Annotated in this window: 15 protein-coding genes; 6 read left to right on the forward strand and 9 right to left on the reverse strand. The window is 40.2% G+C overall.

Annotated elements, in window-relative coordinates:
• Positions 1-197: 197 nt before the first annotated feature.
• From AB5123_RS09685 to AB5123_RS09710, 6 genes are all read left to right on the forward strand, one after another.
• Entirely contained in the window at positions 198-1,166 is a 969-nt protein-coding gene (locus AB5123_RS09685; protein WP_022286841.1) for a MoxR family ATPase, read from the forward strand.
• A gap of 110 nt (positions 1,167-1,276) precedes the next feature.
• Positions 1,277-2,371: a DUF58 domain-containing protein gene (locus AB5123_RS09690; RefSeq protein WP_242998260.1), complete on the forward strand. Its 1,095-nt coding sequence runs from the start codon at positions 1,277-1,279 to the stop codon at positions 2,369-2,371.
• Positions 2,372-2,381: 10 nt separating this feature from the next.
• Positions 2,382-5,063, forward strand: coding sequence for a transglutaminase family protein (locus AB5123_RS09695; protein ID WP_278945914.1), 2,682 nt, complete (start codon positions 2,382-2,384; stop codon positions 5,061-5,063).
• Between the two features lie 159 nt (positions 5,064-5,222).
• The gene (locus tag AB5123_RS09700; RefSeq protein ID WP_278945912.1) at positions 5,223-6,176 is read left to right on the forward strand and encodes a TAXI family TRAP transporter solute-binding subunit; all 954 of its coding nucleotides are present in this window, start codon (positions 5,223-5,225) and stop codon (positions 6,174-6,176) included.
• Between the two features lie 17 nt (positions 6,177-6,193).
• A complete protein-coding gene (gene gltS / locus AB5123_RS09705) occupies positions 6,194-7,366 on the forward strand; it encodes a sodium/glutamate symporter (RefSeq protein WP_138337925.1) in 1,173 nt (390 codons plus the stop codon).
• A gap of 14 nt (positions 7,367-7,380) precedes the next feature.
• Positions 7,381-7,560: a hypothetical protein gene (locus tag AB5123_RS09710; RefSeq protein WP_117863771.1), complete on the forward strand. Its 180-nt coding sequence runs from the start codon at positions 7,381-7,383 to the stop codon at positions 7,558-7,560.
• Between the two features lie 41 nt (positions 7,561-7,601).
• Here AB5123_RS09710 and AB5123_RS09715 read toward each other — a convergent pair whose 3' ends face one another.
• The 9 genes from AB5123_RS09715 to AB5123_RS09755 form a co-directional block, all read right to left on the reverse strand.
• A complete protein-coding gene (locus AB5123_RS09715) occupies positions 7,602-10,160 on the reverse strand; it encodes an NYN domain-containing protein (RefSeq protein WP_368364749.1) in 2,559 nt (852 codons plus the stop codon).
• A 136-nt stretch (positions 10,161-10,296) separates the two neighbouring features.
• Positions 10,297-11,028, reverse strand: coding sequence for a nucleotidyltransferase domain-containing protein (locus AB5123_RS09720; protein ID WP_038671901.1), 732 nt, complete (start codon positions 11,026-11,028; stop codon positions 10,297-10,299).
• A 19-nt stretch (positions 11,029-11,047) separates the two neighbouring features.
• On the reverse strand, positions 11,048-11,512 hold the full coding sequence (locus AB5123_RS09725) for an NUDIX domain-containing protein (protein WP_038671899.1): 465 nt from the start codon (positions 11,510-11,512) through the stop codon (positions 11,048-11,050).
• Between the two features lie 375 nt (positions 11,513-11,887).
• Entirely contained in the window at positions 11,888-13,231 is a 1,344-nt protein-coding gene (locus tag AB5123_RS09730) for an MATE family efflux transporter (protein ID WP_368364750.1), read from the reverse strand.
• Between the two features lie 380 nt (positions 13,232-13,611).
• On the reverse strand, positions 13,612-13,917 hold the full coding sequence (locus tag AB5123_RS09735) for a hypothetical protein (protein ID WP_138337708.1): 306 nt from the start codon (positions 13,915-13,917) through the stop codon (positions 13,612-13,614).
• Between the two features lie 184 nt (positions 13,918-14,101).
• Positions 14,102-15,127, reverse strand: a complete 1,026-nt coding sequence (locus AB5123_RS09740; RefSeq protein ID WP_368364751.1) for a hypothetical protein — start codon at positions 15,125-15,127, stop codon at positions 14,102-14,104.
• Positions 15,128-15,165: 38 nt separating this feature from the next.
• Complete coding sequence (locus tag AB5123_RS09745; protein ID WP_368364752.1) at positions 15,166-15,675, reverse strand: galactokinase family protein; 510 nt, start codon at positions 15,673-15,675, stop codon at positions 15,166-15,168.
• 15 nt (positions 15,676-15,690) lie between these two features.
• Entirely contained in the window at positions 15,691-18,690 is a 3,000-nt protein-coding gene (locus AB5123_RS09750) for a glycoside hydrolase family 2 TIM barrel-domain containing protein (RefSeq protein WP_368364753.1), read from the reverse strand.
• A gap of 15 nt (positions 18,691-18,705) precedes the next feature.
• Positions 18,706-20,103, reverse strand: a complete 1,398-nt coding sequence (locus AB5123_RS09755) for an MFS transporter (protein WP_368364754.1) — start codon at positions 20,101-20,103, stop codon at positions 18,706-18,708.
• Positions 20,104-20,342: the final 239 nt, after the last annotated feature.

A 20,342-nucleotide genomic window follows, 5' to 3' on the forward strand; every position in this document is an offset into this window, starting at 1 on the left:
CTTTATTTTATCAGATTTTTGCCTATCTCTCTTTTCTTTTTTCTTAATTTTGTCCAATATCTATTGTAGCACTACATTATTGTATTTAATTATCACGCAAAATGCTTGAAATACTGTTGTATTTGTGATATAATGTTAATGCAATATGCACAAATATTGTGAAGATAAAAGAAACATACAAAACAAAGGAGAAAATTATGAACAACAGCTTAACTGAAGAACAGGTAAAAGTACTGAATATGTCACAAAGTGTGATAAATGAGGTAAGAAAGGTCATTATCGGCAAGGACGAAATAATCATAAAAGTCCTGCTGTCCATACTTGCAGGCGGTCATATCCTTATTGAGGATATTCCAGGAGTAGGAAAGACCACTCTTGCCGTGGCTCTTTCAAAGGCGCTTTCACTTGACTATAAAAGACTACAATTCACCCCTGATGTTTTGCCAACAGACGTGACAGGTTTTACCATTCTAAATAAAGAAACACACAAGTTTGAATATAAGCAGGGTGCCGCACTCACAAATCTTTTTCTTGCAGACGAGATAAACAGAACCTCAAGTAAGACGCAGTCTGCGCTTCTTGAAGTAATGGAGGAGGGCAAGGTAACTGTAGACGGTATCACACATAAAATGCCTGACCCTTATATCGTTATTGCAACGCAAAACCCGGTTGGTTCTATAGGCACGCAAATGCTCCCTGAGTCGCAAATGGACAGATTTATCGTAAGGCTCACAATGGGTTATCCTAATCTTGAAAGCGAAGTCGCAATGCTAAAATCCAAGCAAAATCTCGTGCCTGTGGATAATGTAAGGCCTGTGGTTTCTGCGGAGGATATCCTTCAGGCAAGAAAAGTTGTGGAAAATATTTATGTTTCAGATCAGGTTTTCCAGTATATCGTTATGCTTGCAAATGCAACCAGAAACAATGAATATATAAAGCTGGGTCTTTCACCTAGAGGAACTATCGCACTACTCAGAATGACAAAGGCGACAGCGCTTCTTAAGGGCAGAGATTATGTTATCCCCGATGACGTTATATACAGCTTCAAGGACGTTGTTCTTCACAGACTTGTGTTCAGCTCAAAGGCAAAGATAAACGGCTTCACAGGAGAACAGATACTCAAAGGAGTTATTTCCTCAGTTCAGGTTCCTAGAGTTAGCAAATAACGGAGGAGCAAATGCTGGTTTTATATATAATATTATTTATCGCCTCTATTTTCTTCTATATATTATATGTGGGTAGCTTCTCTTTTTATCTCTTTGCATTTTTACTTGTTATGCCTATAATCTTATTCGTTATGCTCAAAAAAATGTCAAAGAAAATAAGCGTTGGTTTTGTGAACACTCAGAAAACCGCAGGCAGATCGTCAAAGATACCTGTTGTGCTGAGATTGCAAAACCGCTCAAAGTTGCCTGTTGCCAATATGATTATAGAGATAGAATATTACAACACTCTTGACGGCGACAAAAATACAATGAAGATAAACACTCCACTTTACCCTGATGATGTTCAGTATCTTACTTTGCACGTTTCTGCAAAGCATTATGGCACAGTGAGAATGAACATAAAACGCTGTCGCATTGTGGATATGCTGAAGCTTTTCAAGATAAGAGTAAGTACCGACGCTGCTTCCAGACTTTTTGGCGAAAGTACGTTCACTATAGTTCCTGACTATATACCCATCGAAAACAACATTGCCAATTATGCTGAAATGGGTCTTGAAACCGATGATTATTCCAAGACATCAAAGGGCGATGATCCCTCAGAGATTTTTGATATACACGAATATCATGATGGTGACAAAATAAATAGGATACATTGGAAGCTTACTGCAAAGCAGGATAAGACCATGGTCAAGGATTATTCCCTGCCTATATCAAACTCTATCGTGCTTATGGCGGATCTCCACCTTGATACAAATACAGACGATTATATGCTCGTATATGATACTCTTGTAGAGGCTATAGCGTCTATATCCTATTATCTCATAGAAAATGACACACCTCATAAGGTAGTGTGGTATGATAAAAAGAAAGATTTGAGTGAAGTAGTAAATGTTACAGACGAAGAAAGTGCAAGACTGCTTATAAGTCTGCTGTTGCAGGCTTCTGTTTATGATGAGCCTGACTTGTCTATGATAAATTACATCAATGAGCCTGAGAGATATAAATGCGGTCACTTGATGTATTTTTCTCCCGCATATAACAGCAATCTCAGCGGCGTTATGAACGATAACGATCTGGCGTTCCGCTATTCCTATATGCTTATCACAAACAAAAAGAAAGACGACGTTATAAACGATGAGTTTGCAGAGGTCGTGAACGTTACTGCAAAACACGTTGCCGAAAGCATACAGGAAATATGTCTATAAAGGTGACAACATGAAAAAGAAAAGAATAAAAAGCAAAAACAAAGATATAGGATTTATCAGCAGCAATGGTATCTGCATTGACGGAGATATCCTTATGAATTGTGAGCGTGAGCATAATTCAGGCTCATTTCTATGGTTTCAGATACTTCTGACCTTTGTGGCGACCATATGCACAGCGTTTATGGCAGTATCATTCCTTGATATGGAAATATACAAGACCACAATCATATATTACTCCGCCATGCTTTCACTTGTGTTTGGTCTGATGAAATCGTCACACAAGATAATTAAGTTTTCTGCACTTGGTGTTATGATACTTCATGTAATTTACCTTGTGAGCAGGATAACTACAATAAAATACGGCTTGTTCGTTGTTATAGACAGATATCTTTCAAGGGCAAATCAACCTAACTCAACTCTTGGCGTTCAGCTTAGTGGAATTTCTACTATCGACTACCCATATCTTGCGTCAAATTTTTTCGTATTTTTTATAACTCTTGTTTGCCTTGGAACGGCAGCAGCCTGCCTTTATAGGATAGATTTTCCACTGCTGTTCATCATTACATTTCCTGTTTTCGAGCTTGGAATGTATTGGGGCTGGGAGCCATCAATGTGGACTGTTATTGGTCTGTTTGTATGCTGGGTGACAGTGCTTGCACTGCACATAATAAACCACACAACTAACAAGGCAGGAAGAAAAAACACCTTTGCGGTGCATGAGCGAAAACGCACGTTTTATTTTACATCTGAAAAGCAAAAAGCTTGTTTCTATAACGTATTCATGAAATTCACGGCTATTTTAAGCTCGTTGGTACTTGTAGTTATAATGCTTTTCTCAGCAATAACAGGCTTTACACGTCCTGAGTCATTTGCAAAATACAGACATGATATTTCTACAGCAGTGTCAAATTTTTCTCTCACTGACCTGAGAAATGCTTTTTCAGATTATGACGGCGGATTTGATCTGTTTGGTATAAAAACAGTTGGTGGCACAAACGGAGGCGTTCTTGGCAAGACAGCAGGCATTAGCTTCAACGGCTCAACAGCACTAAAAGTGGTCACTCCAAAATTCTCTAATACACTATATCTCCGTGGATATGTAGCAGGCGTTTATAAAGACAATAGCTGGACTCCTGTTGACGTGAATGGCAATGAAGACACCTTCTCTGATGATTTTGAGCAAGGCAAGATATGGGTGCAGGATCTGGATTATGACCTTATCCAACGCAAATACGCTGATCTGACCCCTGCTCAGATTTCTGTATCTGTTCTCGGCGCAAGCAAGAAATTTGTGTATGCGCCATACGCTTCTTTATATTCAAGTGATGGAAACACAGACGATAAAAAAATGCGTCCTACCACTGAGTCATATGTCAAATTAAGTTCAACAAAGTATTCTCTTTACTATTTTGACCCCTCTCTTATAGAAGAAAGGCTTGAAGCCCTCCCTGAGGCTATAGCCACAGAAGTGCCTGCATTGTCTGTTAATAAGGACAGAGGTGTTGACGCTTACTCAGAGTTTGTTCACCAGAAATATATGGACGTTTCAAAGTCAGATGAGCTTGATAAGGCATATAAAGAGATACTTAGTGAATATCTTGGCGTGGATATTTACCACAAGGGTGATTGGACTTATGAAGAAATAAGCACTGCAATAAAAAACTATTTCTCTGATAACTTCACTTATACCCTTGAACCGGGTGTTACTCCAAAAGGTGAAGATTTCATAGATTATTTTTTAGGTACACAAAAGGAGGGCTATTGTTCATATTTCGCAACAGCGGGTGCAGAGCTTTTAAGAATGTTTGGCTATCCGTCAAGATATGTAGAGGGATATGTGGTGCTTAATTCACAGCTCGGTGAACCTGAAGATGATTCAACATACGAGGTAAGTGTAAAGGACAAATGTGCGCACGCATGGGCTGAGGTATTTATAGACAATGCAGGTTGGTATCCTGCAGAATTCACACCAGGTTATGATAATGATAATCCTAATCTTACGCAACAAGAGAAAGACCCTAAGGAAGTTACAACAACTAAAAGCACAGAAAGCAAGCCTACGACTACCACACAAAATGGCGGTCAGGGTGGCACAACTTCAGTGGTTACTAAAAAGCCTGCAAACAGTTCAAAAACTTCAACAACAAAGAAAACAAATTCTGCAAGCAACGGACATGGTGCCGGAGTGATGTCAGGCGCTGGGAAAACTTCTGTTTCATCAAGAATAACAGAAAACAACAGCGACCATGGCTCATTTGTAGGAATTTTCATCACTATGGGCGGACTTCTGCTTATAGCCTTCGGCGTTGTAGTCCATAGAGATGTTAAGGTAAAGAAAATGCGTTCGGAACTAAGTAATGGGGACAATAGATCACGCACTGTGGCGGTATACCGCTATATGCTCAAATATTTAAAGCTTATAGGCATTACCGACAGCAGAAATATTACAGACTTACAGCTTTGTGACAGATTAACAGAAAAATGCCAGGAAATGCAAATCAATGATTTCTCTCATATGATAAAATATATCGGAGAACTTGCTGTCAAAGCGGAAATGAGCAACTCAGTAATATCTGATGGGGAACTCGAAACCGCACTTTCTTATTTTGAAATCGTAAAGGACAAGATCGTCCTGCCAAAGCTTTCGGGCGCTAAGCTTCTTAATGCAAAATTTGTTTACTGTCTATATTAGAGAGAAAAAGCCACGCTCGGTGTGGCTTTTTTAACCTCAATGATAATACCAAAAAGCTGATAGGTGATTTTTTTATATGAAGTATATGTTTAATGCAAATATGGATATGATATTATCAGTAGGATAACTTTTTGAATATTTTAGAAAGGAATGATCGGATTGCGAAAAATAAAAAATACAATAATATTTATTGTTACAGTTGCTATACTTACAATGTTCTGCTCTTGCTGTAAACGCTCTGAGATAAAACTGGGATCCGGCAACGAAGGTGGTATATATTATAAATTTGCTGACACTCTCAGTGATATTGATGAAAACATCACAAATATAAGAACGGCTGGTTCTCAGGCTAATATGAGGCTTTTAAAGGACGGCTTTATCAACATGGGAATAGTCCAGAGCGATGTCCTGTCTGAAGCAGTGAATGGCACAGGAGATTTTAATGGTAACAAAATAAACAACGTCCGTGCAGTTGCGGCTCTTTACATGGAGTCTTTTCAGATAATCGTTCCGGCTGACTCAGATATTCAAACTCCTGCTGATCTTAAAGGCAAAAAGGTCTCTGTGGGCGAAGAAGATTCTGGCGTAGCAAAAAATGCTGAGTACATTTTAAACTCTGTAAGTCTTGACTATAACATGATAGATGTGTGCAACATGAACTATCAGAAGTCTGCTGAGGCACTTAAAAACGGCTCTATCGATGCATTTTTCGTGGTACTTGGTGCTCCATGTGATGTTATAACACAGCTTTCTGAGGAAATGGATATAAGAATATTGCCTCTTGATGACAGAACAATATCATATATGACGAATCTTTATGACGGATACTATGAAACTGTAATAAAGGCAGGAACTTATAAAGGCATTGACGAGGACGTCAAGACTGTTGGCGTAAAGGCTGTTCTTGTGGCAAGCCAAAAGATGGACAGCGACACTGTAGCAGATATCACGAAAATGCTTTTTGAGGAAAATGACCAGATAAAGAAAAGAATCTCATTTGCGAAAAATGACACAAAATTTGCGACAGATAATATCCCGTGTGCTTTTCATAAAGGGGCAGTGGAATATTATAACAGCATTGGAACTGCTATAACAGAGGAGGATCAAATTTGAAAACAATAAATGTGGATATGTATCAAACTCTTGCGGTGGCAGTAGGAGTCTTGTATTTAGGGGGATTTCTCAAAAAGAAAGTCAGATTTCTTGAAACCTTCTGTATTCCCTCTCCTGTCATCGGCGGAATTATTTTTGCTATCATATCATGTATTCTTCACGTCGCAGGAATAGTCGAATTTCAGTTTGATGAAACGCTAAAAACAGTTTGCATGGTCATGTTCTTCACTTCCGTTGGCTTTCAGGCAAACATTAAAGTTTTGAAAGCAGGAGGTAAAAGTCTTATTGTATTTTTATTATGCCTGATAGTGCTGATATTTGCGCAGAATGCGGTTGCAGTGGGACTTTCAAAGCTATTGGGAGTAAGCTCGTTGGTAGGTATGTGTACAGGATCTATCCCTATGGTAGGCGGTCACGGAACGTCAGGTGCTTTTGGCACAGTGCTTGAGGACCTTGGTCAGCAAGGAGCAACAAGCCTCTGCACAGCAGCGGCTACTTTTGGATTGATTATAGGCTCTGTAATGGGCGGACCTATCGGCAGAAAGCTTATACTCAAACACGATCTGCTGAAAACTGTTATTCCTGAGGACGACTCTATACTTGTCGAGGACGAACAAAAACATCACCGTTCTGTAAGCATGTATGCACCTGCAGCTTATCAGCTTGCGATAGCAATGGGAATAGGCACGTTTGTATCATGGGTGCTTTCATATTCAGGCATGACTTTTCCTGTGTATATCGGATCAATGATCGTTGCAGCATTTATGAGAAATATCGGTGAATACAGCGGTAAAATACACATACACATGGGTGAAATAAATGATATCGGTGGTATTTGTCTTTCACTTTTTCTCGGAATAGCCATGATAACATTGAAACTCTGGCAGCTTGCCGAGCTTGCATTGCCTATGATAATCATGCTTGTTGCACAGGTGCTTCTTATGGCAATGTTCTCATACTTTATCGTATATAATGTAATGGGAAGAAACTATGATGCGGCAGTGCTTGCGGCAGGAACTTGCGGCTTTGGAATGGGTGCAACGCCAAACGCTATGGCTAATATGCAGGCTTTAACAGCAAAATTTGCCCCTTCAATAAAGGCTTATATGCTTGTTCCTATTGTTGGAAGTATGTTTGCCGATTTTATAAACAGCCTTGTTATAACAGGATTTATCAACTTTATTAATTAACGGAGGAAAAGAATATGAACAAAAAGAACAAACATCTTGACTGTTATACAGATAACCTTGCTTTTCCAGAAGTTCACGTTGAAGATGTAAAAACTGAGAATGATGAAAACGAAAATAATAGCGAATCAGGCGTAATATTCGACAACTTAGCAATACCTGAAATAAAAATAAAGCCCAAGAAAAGGAAAAGATAACAAAAAAACGATTTTCTGTTTATTTTCAGAAAATCGTTTTTTTATTTCATATTGGAGATGTATTCTCTTATCTCTTTTTCCACACGGATAACGTCCTCGTGAAGCTCCTGAGCTGACATTCTGAAAGCACCGCTGCCCATGATTATGACCTGCTCCATGCCGTCAGATGTGGCGACCCTTACCTTATGCTCTCGGCTGAGCTTGTGAGCAGTGCGTTCGATATAAGTGTCAGCCGTTTCGGCTTCTTTGGTGTAAACTATACTGATATTGTGGTAATTTTCCACTACACGCTCCTGCTCTTTGACCTTGTATGCGTCAAAGACGAGTATCAGCTCACATTGCTTGTATCCCTGATAGTTGCAAAGCCTGTTCACAAGCATACTTCGTGCAAGGTCAAGGCTCTCGTTGGCAGCCTTTTTCAGCTCGTCCCAAGAGAAAATTATGTTATAGCCGTCAACCAGCAAATATTCCACGCCTGAGTATATCTGCTTCGGCTTTGACGCTGACTTTACAGACTTTTCAGGTCTGCGCATCGCATAGTGCTTATCACGTTCTATCTTTCCGTAAGTGCGCTCAAATATCTCCATAAGCTCCTTATCACTTGCTGCACGTCTTACAAAATCTTCAGCACGAGCATATGTCTGTGGCTGAGAGACCTGCCGGCGTTTGTCCTCTGGAGGTATGTGAAGCTTATCAGGAACTTCGTTCCATTTGACATTGTAACCTGCGCCATGAGAGCAAAATACAGAATCTGCCGTATTTTCAAGATCTCTATCAGGATCATAGCCATATTCTTCAAGCACAACTTCTGTATTATGACATTCACGGTAACCGTCAGAAGTGCATATCAGCTTTCCAACGCCCTTGGTGTAGCTTATGACCTGCGACTGATAGCCTCGCATTTCCGCCACCGGTGCACTTCCCTTTATAACGGAAAATTCGCCCGATACCTCCGGCTGTGAGAAAACTCCGCCCATGTTCTGTATATCTGTTATAGCACGTCCCACGTTCTGCTGTGGCACTTCAAGTGTGAAGCTGTAATAAGGCTCAAGAAGAACGGACTTTGCGTTTCTAAGTCCCTGTCTGACGGCACGATATGTTGCTTGACGGAAGTCGCCGCCCTCTGTGTGTTTAAGGTGCGCTCTTCCCGAAACGAGCGTTATTTTCATATCTGTAATAGCAGAGCCTGTGAGAACGCCAAGATACTTTTTCTCCTGCAAATGGGTAAGAATAAGTCTTTGCCAGTTTTTGTCCAGCGTATCTTCACTGCATTCCGTTGCAAAACGCAGACCCTTGCCACGCTCCAGCGGCTCAAGCTTCAAATGCACCTCAGCATAATGCCTGAGCGGCTCATAGTGACCATAGCCGTAGACAGACTCTGCAATAGTTTCTTTGTATGCAATGCTTCCCTCGCCAAAATCAATGTCGATATCAAAGCGTCGCTTGAAAATGCTTTTCAGTATGTCAAGCTGCACCTCGCCCATTATGCTGACATGTATTTCGCCAAGCTGTTCATTCCAATCGACGTGAAGCTGTGGATCTTCATTTTCAAGCACACGGAAATACGACAGCAGAGTGTGCATATCCAAATCACACACAGGCTCGACACGATAGGTAAGAACAGGCTCCAGCAGTGGTTTTGCAGAATCCTGCTCAAAACCAAATCCCTGCCCTGCATAAGTTTTAGTCAACCCTTCAACAGCGCAAACAACGCCAGTTTCAGCGTTATCCGCATTACGATATTTTGCCCCTGAATATATTCTTATCCTGCTGACCTTTTCTGAGAAGCTTTCACCGTCAGCCGATGAATAATCTACTTGATCTCTAACCTTAAGACAGCCACCTGTTATCTTCATAAAAGTCAGGCGTGAGCCACCGTCCTCTGAAATTTTATACACTTTTGCACCAAAAGTACCGCTGTCATATACACACGGTGCAAGCTCTGCAAGGGCGTTCATAAATTTTTCTATGCCCTGCGATTTTAAAGCTGAGCCGAAAAAGCATGGAAATACTTTTCTATGAGCCACGGCATCTGACAGTATCTTGTCAGACATTGATCCCGTTTCAAGAAACTCATTCATAATATTTTCATCAAAAAGGGCACAATCCTCTGCGACTTCGGACTTCATACGGCAGAAATCCACAAATCCACTGCCAAGACGACCCTCTAAACTGTTCATGACGAAGGTTTTATCAGCACCGTCCAAGTCCATTTTGTTCACAAAAACAAAGGTTGGGACGTTATAACGCTTTAACAGCCTCCAAAGAGTTTGAGTATGGCTCTGCACACCGTCTGTGCCACTTATAACAAGCACAGCAAGATCAAGCACCTGTAATGCACGCTCAGTTTCCGCTGAGAAATCGACATGACCAGGTGTGTCAAGCAAGGTGAAAGATGTGTTTTTATATTCAAATTCTGCGGGTTTTGAGAAAACAGTTATACCTCTGTATTTTTCAATCATATCCGTGTCAAGAAAAGCGTCACCGTGGTCTACACGTCCGACCTTTCTTATTTTGCCAGACAAATAAAGCATTGCTTCCGAAAGCGTTGTCTTGCCTGAGTCGACGTGGGCAATTATGCCTATTACTGTTTTTTTCATATTTTCTTCCTATTTGCTAAATTTCAATGTACTCCATTTCATTCTTCATTTGCACAAATCCAAACTTTTCATATAAAGACATGCCCATTTCTGCGATATAAAGGGTTCGTATATATGCTTTCTTCATGCTATCTAATTATAAATCATTTTCAAGAAAGTTTTGTATTTTATCATTAAGAAACATCAGAACATCCTTATGATCAGACAAAATGTCCGTTTCAAATCTTTCCTTATTTAGAAAGTATTCAACCATAATTCTATTATCATCCTGATACGATTCTAATAAACTTTCTATCGACAAGGGATAAACTCCTGTTGCACAAAAGCGTTCTTGTCTTAATGCAAACATGAGCGGCTTCAAAATATATGTCGAAATTTTTTGGTGCGTAAGTAATTCTTTTGGCTCATCTACACATATATAATGGCGAACACTCATTAAAATATTTGCTAAATTTTTCTTATAGGATAACTGTATCTTTTCATTTATATTTTCGATTTTCACCAATTGCTCACCATACAATAAAACACTATTTAGTTCAGCAATTGCATATTCTGACCAATCTTCAAATATTTTGCTTTTATATTCGTCTACGGATAAGCATTGAGTATTTATCTCCAACAAATCATAAGGGATAGATGTGTTTCTTGCACAATGCCCAACATTTTCTAAGACATATTGATTTATTGTACTAAAGATACAAAACACGTCTAAATCAGAATTATCATTTGCATCTCCTCTCGCATAACTTCCAGTCAAATAAACCATTAATAAGTATTCACCTAATCTATTTTTTAAGGCTGACACAAATTCACTCAATACTTTCTCATAATCATGATTTACTTTATTTGCTGGTATCACTCTTCTCATAAACAAGTTCCTTCATTATTTAGTCTGTTACTTCCGGGTCTCCAATTTCTTCATTTCCTAAATAAACTTTATACGCTTTTCCTTCATACAAATTCATGATCTGTCGGCGTAATTTTGAAGGATATAATGGTGTTGTATTTAATGTTTTAATATCTAACCAATCATATCCAACTTGATTTGTATCACTTTGCAAGACGGCATTTTCAAGTTTTCCAATATACTCACATAAAAACACCAAATCTACACGATGAAATTTTTCTCCATGTAAACCCTCTATAACAAACGCTAAATCTTTCACAACTACCCGCAATCCCATTTCTTCTGCCACTTCTCTACAAACTGCTTCAGGAAGAAGTTCCTCCACATCTTGTCCGCCGCCGGGCATAATATACCATTCTTCTTTTCCGTCACTTATTTTGATTGCCAACATCTTATCATCTTTAATAATTAATGCTTTTGCTGCATTTCTTACAGTTCTATCCATAATATCTCCAACGTTACTTGTATCGCTGTGGAACTGTTGTCACCACAAACATATTATCCTATACGCTAAACTGCCATGCCCTATAAAAAGCGGCATGTTTAACCAATGTGTGTAAACCACACCGCTAAGCTAACTGTCCTGATTTACTGCGCTTTCCTTGTTATCAATACCACACACTCCACGTGGCTCGGTTGTTCAACGAAAAACATACTCAACCCCTATTGTACGAGGAAATGGTGGAACGCACCTTTTCCCTTAAAATCTAGTGGTTCGAGCCTTTGATAACCTTGAATTGCTCTATAATTTGTATAGGCAAACAGGGTAAAGCTCTGTTCCTTAAACTTCATTTTTCATGTAATCCCTACAAACTGGAATTTAACTAATGGATGCCATTTTATTAGTCGGCCATGATCTCCTAAGAGCCACATAGGAGATTAAAAAGTTTGCAAGCCAGCCAACTGGTATCGCAAGCCAGACAAAGGCAATGCCGAAACGTGGTGCACAGATCAGGGCAACGGACAGACGAATCGCAAGATTCACTATGTTTGCAACGAGGAACGGACGCATAATTCCGAGACCACGAAGAACTCCATCGGTTGCCATCTTGATACCCATGAAGATGAAAAAGTAACCAAGCCACCTCATATAATCACCAGACACCTGATAGGCAAACGCCGTTCCGTCTTTTCCTAAGAACAGTGAGGAGATCTGCGTATGCAGCGCTTCAATGGTCACAAACGCAATGACCGCAAAGCACAGATCCAGCATCAGTGCAACATGGTAGCCTTTTTTGATACGATCAATTTTCTTTGCACCAAGATTCTGGGAAACATACGGCGAAACCGCATTGCCGATGGATACAAAGATCAATGAAAAAACATTTTCCACCCTCATCGTTGCTGCATACCCGGCGAGTGCCTGTGTACCGAAAGGATTTACCACTGCCTGCACGATCATCATACCGATAGACACTGTGGACTGCTGCAAAACCGATGGTACCGCAATGCGAAGCATGGAATACAGCTCCTGCCGGTCGAACCTGCTAAAGGAGCTCTTGTATTGCCGCATCCGAGACAGAAAGATCAAAAACGAAAACACGGCTGAAATTCCCTGTGCAATCAGTGTTGCAATAGCCGCACCGAACACACCGAGACCTAGCCCGGCTACCATCCAAAGATCCATTAAAATATTCAGTATGGACGAAAAAATCAGCAGTCCTAGCGGAATTTTGGATTCGCCGATTGAGGTGAACATGGTAGAAAGAATGTTATACATAAACAGAAACGGAAAGCCCACAAAATAGACCCGCAGATACAGTACTGCATCATCCAGTATATCGGCAGGGGTTTGCAGTCCACTCATCATCGAGTTGGCGAAGAAAAAGCCAAAAACACCAAGGACTATACTTAGAAGCAAAAAGCTAATCAAAGATGTTGACACGATTGTTTTCATTTTGCCATACTCCCTGGCTCCGAAATAACGGCTCACAAGCACACCGGCTCCGACACCGGCTCCCAGTGCCACACAAATGAACACATTGGTCAATGCTGCACATGCACCGACAGCTGCAAGTGCGGAAGAACCAACAAACTGGCCGACAATAACAGAGTCGGCCATATTGTATATTTGCTGAAAGAAACTTCCAATAATCATTGGCATTGCAAAAACCGTCAACGCTTTGAAGGGCGTATCGGTTATCAAATACTCATCTTTCGACATTATCATATTCCTCCATGGTATCTTTGGTATCTTGTGTCGTGATATCCCATTCACTTACCTTCTCAAATTCCAATTTGTCAATTTCGTTAAATATGAATTTTATCTTTCTCCAGTGGATACAGATATGTAATCGGATTCTGTGCCGACTGATTCAACTTCAATCCGGCTATCGATTTTCCAATGTAGAACGATTCATTCTCATACAACGGAAATCACTGCTCATATCTTTCATCCACAAAAAAATAATCTATTTTCAGTTTTTGGTGTAAGAACAATATCCTGTCTTGGAAGTTTTACTACCCTATAAAATTACACTACTCTCAAACCTCAAATTTAAGATAATGACACTACTCATCAGTGCATTTTATATTTGGCAGTAATTATATTATAGCATACAAATATAAAAAGTCAACAAAATTCAGATAACGCACATATCCTTTGATAGTGTAGAATGGGTTTACAAAAATGGTGACTCTGGTCAACAGTATCTTTCTATCATCTATGTGAATGGTATCAGAAAGCAGTGGCTCTTTTATCATGATTACATCATTAAGACTACCGATGGAAATATTCGGATTATCGAAACTAAAGGTGGTATGCAGGCTAGTCACACCAAAAACATTGACCGTCAGGTCGAAAAAAAGTTTAACGCATATAAGGAATACGCCAAGAAGTACAACCTTCATTGGGGCTTTGTGCGTGACATAGATGAGGAATTGTACATAAATAATACAATCTACACTGAAGATATGTCAGGAGATAATTGGATTTCACTGGATGATGTGCTGAAATAAATTCTCAGCCTTGAATAATTAAATTAAAAATGAGCTACTGCAAATAATGCAATAGCTCATTTTCGTATATTCCAAATCAACCTAATTGTTCTACAAATCTTGCAAATGCTTCTTTTCCTTGTTTATCTCTCTTAAATACTCCGGCATCTTCAAGTACCTGCTCAAAAACTCTGCCGACTTCATAACGAATAATCTCTATTGCATTATCAGCGTTAAAATCAGAATATTTTTTTAGAATTTCACTTGCCCAAATTGCATGAGATGCAATTTTATCATCTGTAGCAATCTCTTTGCTGGACAGCATTGCATCTTTTAAAAGTGTCAGTTCATCTGCTAAACGCGCCGGAAGAACAGCAAGTCCCATCACTTCAATCAATCCGATGTTTTCTTTTTTGATATGATGTAATGTAGGATTCGGATGGAACACACCTAACGGTCTTTCTTTCGTTGTAATATTGTTTCTCAATACCAAGTCGCATTCGAATCCAGAAGAAGTTGCTCTTGCAATTGGAGTAATTGTATTATGCAGAATTCCGTCTGTTTCTGCAAAAATTCCAACCTCTTCATCCGTATATGTTCTCCATTTTGATAAAATATCAGCACATGCAGCTGCCAAAGCCGTCCTGTTTTTTGAAGAAAGACGTATCACAGACATCGGCCATTTTACAATGCCGGCACTAACATTCATATAATTTTTCAAAAGAAATGTTCTTTCAATCGGTGCTTTTGCCATTGCAAAATTATAATTGCCGCCTTCAAAGTGTTCATGCGTTAGAATTGAACCGCCTACAATAGGAAGGGCTGCATTTGAACCGATAAAATAGTGTGGAAATTGCTCAACAAAATCAAACAGTTTATTGAATACCTGTGCATTGATTGTCATAGGAATATGCTGTTTATTAAAGACAATGCAGTGTTCATTATAATATCCATAAGGAGAATACTGCATGAACCAATCTTGGCTGTTGATACTCAACTTTACCGGACGAAGATTTTGTCTTGCAGGGTGTGTCTGGTGACCTGCGAATCCCATATTTTCAACACAAAGCTGACATTGAGGATAGGCTGATTTTTTTTTGCAATTTAGCAGCAGCAATATCACGAGGATCTTTCTCTGGCTTAGAACGGTTTATAGTAATGTCAAGTGATATTGACAAAACCAGAATATGCTGCAAAGTGAATCACTGCATCTATCTGTTCGGTTGAAGTTGTATACATATCAAATCCGGGAATTTCTACACCTAAATCCTTAAAGCGAGCTGCAATCCCTCTGACAATTTCAGAAGAACCTTTTTCACCGATATGAACATCCAAATCGTCCAGTGAAACTGCAAATTCATCGTATCCCTCTGATTTAATTCTGATGATGTTTTCATCATGAAATGCTGCAACACCGATAACATCTAAGTCAACTGCTCCTGCAATGACACAGCCATGTTGATGATCGGTATGATTACCGCCGATTTCTGTTCTACCCGGAGCAGAATAAACGTGTATATCATTTCTATTCGGATACAGTGCTGTGAATTTCTCCACAGCACTCATATATCGTGATTTCTGACTTTCTATATCCTGTGGCTTATAAATATTTGCGAAGATATTATCAAATCCACCACAAGTAACATTGTCTTGAAAATCCTGTATTTTCATTGTTTTCCTTTCTTCTTACGATCTTAAGGGCATAATTACAAATTCCAATTTCATCGGCTGATCTGCATGGATTCTGTACTCCTCATGCACCGGTGCACCCCAGGAATCATCGCCGCCGACACCCATTTGCTTTGCAGCGATTCTGACCCATGTGTAGCGAACACTTGGAAGTTCATCCAGATGCATTGCATTTTCGAGTTCATAGGCACTGTATGGCAGTACGCTCATTTCAAACGGAGCAGATGCCTTTTGGAACGTCAGACCATGCTGCATATCATCATGGACAGAGAGCGTTCTTACACCGGTACGGTTGCCGCATTCCTGCGGATTGAGATACCCGGAAAGATTTTCTTTTGCTGTAGATTTCCACGATCCCAGTCTTGCTCCTTTGCATCGGTCGCTGTAATTTTCATCAGGGCCGAGTCCGTAATACTGGAAATTGCAAAGCTGTTTTTTCATCTTGAAGTCCAATGCAAGAACCGGCATATCGGACATTCCGCTTACTCCTGCATAATTTACACTTACGCCCAGCTTTCCGTCAAAGTGTGCGGTATAGGTTACAGTAAACTCAAAAGTCGGAACACAGGCAGCCTGATATGTGAATGTGATTTTCAGAGCATCTTCCTGTTCCAGCCATGAAACGGTTTTATACTTTGCAAATTTGCCTGCGGAATACCACTGTGCAAGATTGTACGGCTCGGAAGCACCGGTGTCATTGTCTGTCATCGCTCTCCAGAAGCTGACCTTTGGTGTGCGTGTGATATATTCAAAATCATTGTATTTCAGAGAACTGATGCCGCCCTCTTTTTTGTCGAACATCATGGAGAAGTTTTCTCCGTGAACGCCAATGATAACATCGCCGTATACAATCGTTGGCTTTTGCAATGTGGTTTCCGGAATCTGATTATCTTTCACTTCAAACACTTCCTGAGCAAAGGCAATTTCGTGCCCTGCATCTGCCCATAGTGTCTGATCTGCGGTAACGGCGGAAACATGATAAACATATTCTCCTGCACTGTCTATTTTGTGAAGTGTCAGTTTCATTGTCTTGCTTTCTCCGGCAGGAACATTCAGAGAAAATGTATCGGATTTCAGAACAACGCCGTTCTTTTCCAATCGTACAACAAAGGACAAGTTGTTTGTATCTGCAAAGAGATTTCGATTTTCTACGGTAAGCATTCCGTTTTGAATAGACATTCTGATGTTGGAGTAAAGAGCCTTCATTTCCTGAACCTTTGGAGAGTAGGTTCTGTCAGCATAGATCACACCATTGGTGCAGAATCCGTAATCGCTTGGTCTGTCCTCAAAATCTCCGCCATAAGCCAGAACCGTTTTCCCGTCGTCATTTTTGGTTTCGATTGCCTGATCGATGTAGTCCCAGATGAAACCACCCTGATAAGCCTCATATTTGTCCTCAAGGTCAGTGTAAAGGCTCAAACCGCCAAGGGAATTGCCCATAGCGTGCATATACTCACAGCTGATATACGGTCTGCCGTTATTCTGTTTCAGGTATTCTTCCACTTCCTGCGGTTTTGCGTACATACGGCTTTCCATATCCGTGATAGAATCATACTGATGATTCGGAACTCTTGTAACACCCTCATAGTGCACCAGTCTTGTCGGGTCTACACTTCTGAAATATTCCGACATTGCAGCAATATCTTCTCCGCAGTAGGATTCGTTTCCGCAAGACCAGATGAGAACACTTGCGTGATTCTTGTCACGTTCATACATCGATTTCGCTCTGTCCAGTACAGCTTCTTTCCATTCTGGAAGTGAACCCGGTACATTCCAAGACGGATCTGTTGCACCAAGCTTCTGCCATGTACCGTGTGTTTCCAGATTGGTTTCATCAATCAGATAAATGCCGTATGCATCACAAAGCTGATACCAAAGAGAATTGTTCGGATAATGACATGTACGAACTGCATTGATATTGTTTTTCTTCATGAACTGGATATCAAACAGCATATCTTCCTTTGTGATTGCTCTGCCTGTTTTCGCATCAAATTCGTGTCGATTGATGCCCTTGAAAATGATACGTTTTCCGTTTAAACACATGATCCCGTTTTTCAGTTCAAATCGACGGAATCCGACTTTGGTTCTGCTGACCTCGATTTCATTTCCGTCTTCGTCTGTCAGAATCACTGTAAACGTATAGAGATTCGGTATTTCGGCACTCCAAGACTTGCTATTTTCAATTGTCCAGTTTACAGATTCCTTTTCATTGGATTGTGCGATGACCGTTCCATTTTCATCTGTCAGGATCGATTTCACAGAACACTTGCCCGCAATATCCAGCGTTGCAGAGAAGATACCATTTGTACCGTCATAATCTGCAATCACTCTCATATCACGAACATGGGCAGACGGTGCCGCATAAAGGAATACGTCACGGAAAATGCCGGAGAATCTCCAGAAATCCTGATCTTCCAGCCAGCTTGCAGAACTTCTTTTGAACACTGCAACAGCAAGTTTGTTGTCCTTTTCACGGATATATGGTGTCAGTTCAAATTCAGACGGTGTAAAAGAATCTTCGCTGTAGCCGATAAATTCGCCGTTCAGCCAGACATACATAGCAGTTTCCACACCCTGAAAAGAAATAAATACACGCTTGTTTTTCAGAGCATCGTTCAAGTCAAAATATCTGACGTAGCTGCCGACAGGGTTGTCCTTTTCAGAGATAAACGGCGGACGGAGATGCTCCTGTCCCTCCCAAGGATAAATGGTATTGACGTACTGCGGTTTGCCGTATCCCTGCAATTCCATGTGTCCCGGAACCTGAATGTTGTCAAAATTGTCAGTGCTGTCGCTTTCTTCATAGAACTTTTGCTGCCATTCAGACGGATTCTTTGCCCACGCAAATTTCCAGGTGCCGTTCAGATTCTGAATCAGAGAGGAATTGTCTGCATCGGCTTCCAAATGGTTTGCATAGATTCTGTGGTCGGAATGTGCTGCGATTTTGTTGACTGCAAACACTTCCGGATCGGTCAGCCAGTCGAGTGTATATTTCATATTGTTTCCTCCATTTTAGTTCTGTGATTCCATCACAACTTCATTTTCGGATATTCCAAGTTTTTCTTTGATTTCCGCATTTGCCTTTTCAACATTCATCTTAGAAAGAAAAAATGTGATGATCAGATCCAGTGCAAACGGAACGATCAGATACATAATGTGAAGCATATTGATAGCAGAATCAGGCTGTAATGTCAAAGTGCCCTTGAATCCGCTAAAGTCGAGCAAAAGACCGACAATTGCTGTTCCAAGTCCACCACCAATTTTTACACCAAGTGATGTGCAGGAGTACATGATTCCATCAACGTGCTTGTGTTTGGTAAGCCAGCTATATTCAGAGCATGATGCGATGACTGCATTCATATCACCTTGCCATGGACCTTGACCGAGTGCTGCAAGTGCTGTAAATGCAAGCATCAGCGGAATGTTTCCCATGTATCCGGCAACTGCTACCAGAAGTCTGCCAACTGTTGCTACCATGTAGCTGTATTTGTTCAGCTTATACATTCCGTTCCATTTTTGTACGATGGTAGGAGTGAAGATCAAGGCGATAATCAAAGGAATATTGATAAACCACGCAAATGTGCCGAACATATTCTCATCTGCGAGAATATATTTTGCATAGTATGTTCCAACACCGATCATTGCACCATAGAACTGCTGCAAAATGTAGGTTACTGTGATCATCACATAATATTTGTTGTGTACGAGAATTTTGAATGCTTCTCCAAAACTGTATTTGGTTTCTTCTGTTTTTGTTTCACTGTCTGCAAGTTCCTCATCAGAAAGTTCCTTTACAGAAAGAGCGGAAATTGTATTTACAATAAGACCGATAACCGCATAAATAATTGCGACTGTTCTCCAGCCATTTGCACCACCGCCCATTGCTTCAACAAATTGGAATGTAACAGCCTGAATCAGGAGGCTTGTTCCAAATGCAAAGATAAAGCGATAAGAACCCATCTGAACTCTTTCCTTGCTGTTCTTTGTAACAAGAGCGGTCAGAGCAGAATATGCGATGTTGTTTGCCGTATAAAATACACTGTTAAGAAGTGTGTAGCAGATAAAGAACCATGCGTACTGAGCAAAATTATCCATGTTCATCGGGATTGCAAATACACCAATCAAGGTAATTGCACAGCCGATAAAACCATAAAGCATCCACGGTTTTGCCTTGCCCATTTTCGTATGTGTCTTATCAATCAACGTACCAAAAATGATGTCTGTTATTCCATCAAAAATCTTCGATACAGCAATGAGAACGCCAATAACACCTGCGTTTAATCCAATCGTGTCGGTAAGATAGATCATTACGAATGATGTCAGCAATGCATAGACAACGTTCCCTGCAACATCGCCGGAACCATAACCGACTTTGTTATACCACTTTAAGTATGTTTTTTCTTTGCTCATAATAGAGCTCCTTTCATTGTTTGTATGCCCACATGGACAGAGTTTTCCCATAACGAATGATACGAACTGCTTTTCATCTTGCAAAAACGAAATAATGCCATCGTCAGAATAGATGATTATTTTTTTGAGCATAAAGAATTTTTACTGAATTCAACATGGAATTACAATGAAAGACGTCTTTTTTTAATTCTTTCCTCTCATTTCTTAACTCTATTATACCACACAAAACGGCTCAAAAA

The organism is Ruminococcus sp. RTP21204st1_B2_RTP21204_210225, from assembly GCF_040914135.1.
In the GTDB taxonomy this organism is placed as follows: Bacteria; Bacillota; Clostridia; order Oscillospirales; family Ruminococcaceae; genus Hominimerdicola; species Hominimerdicola aceti.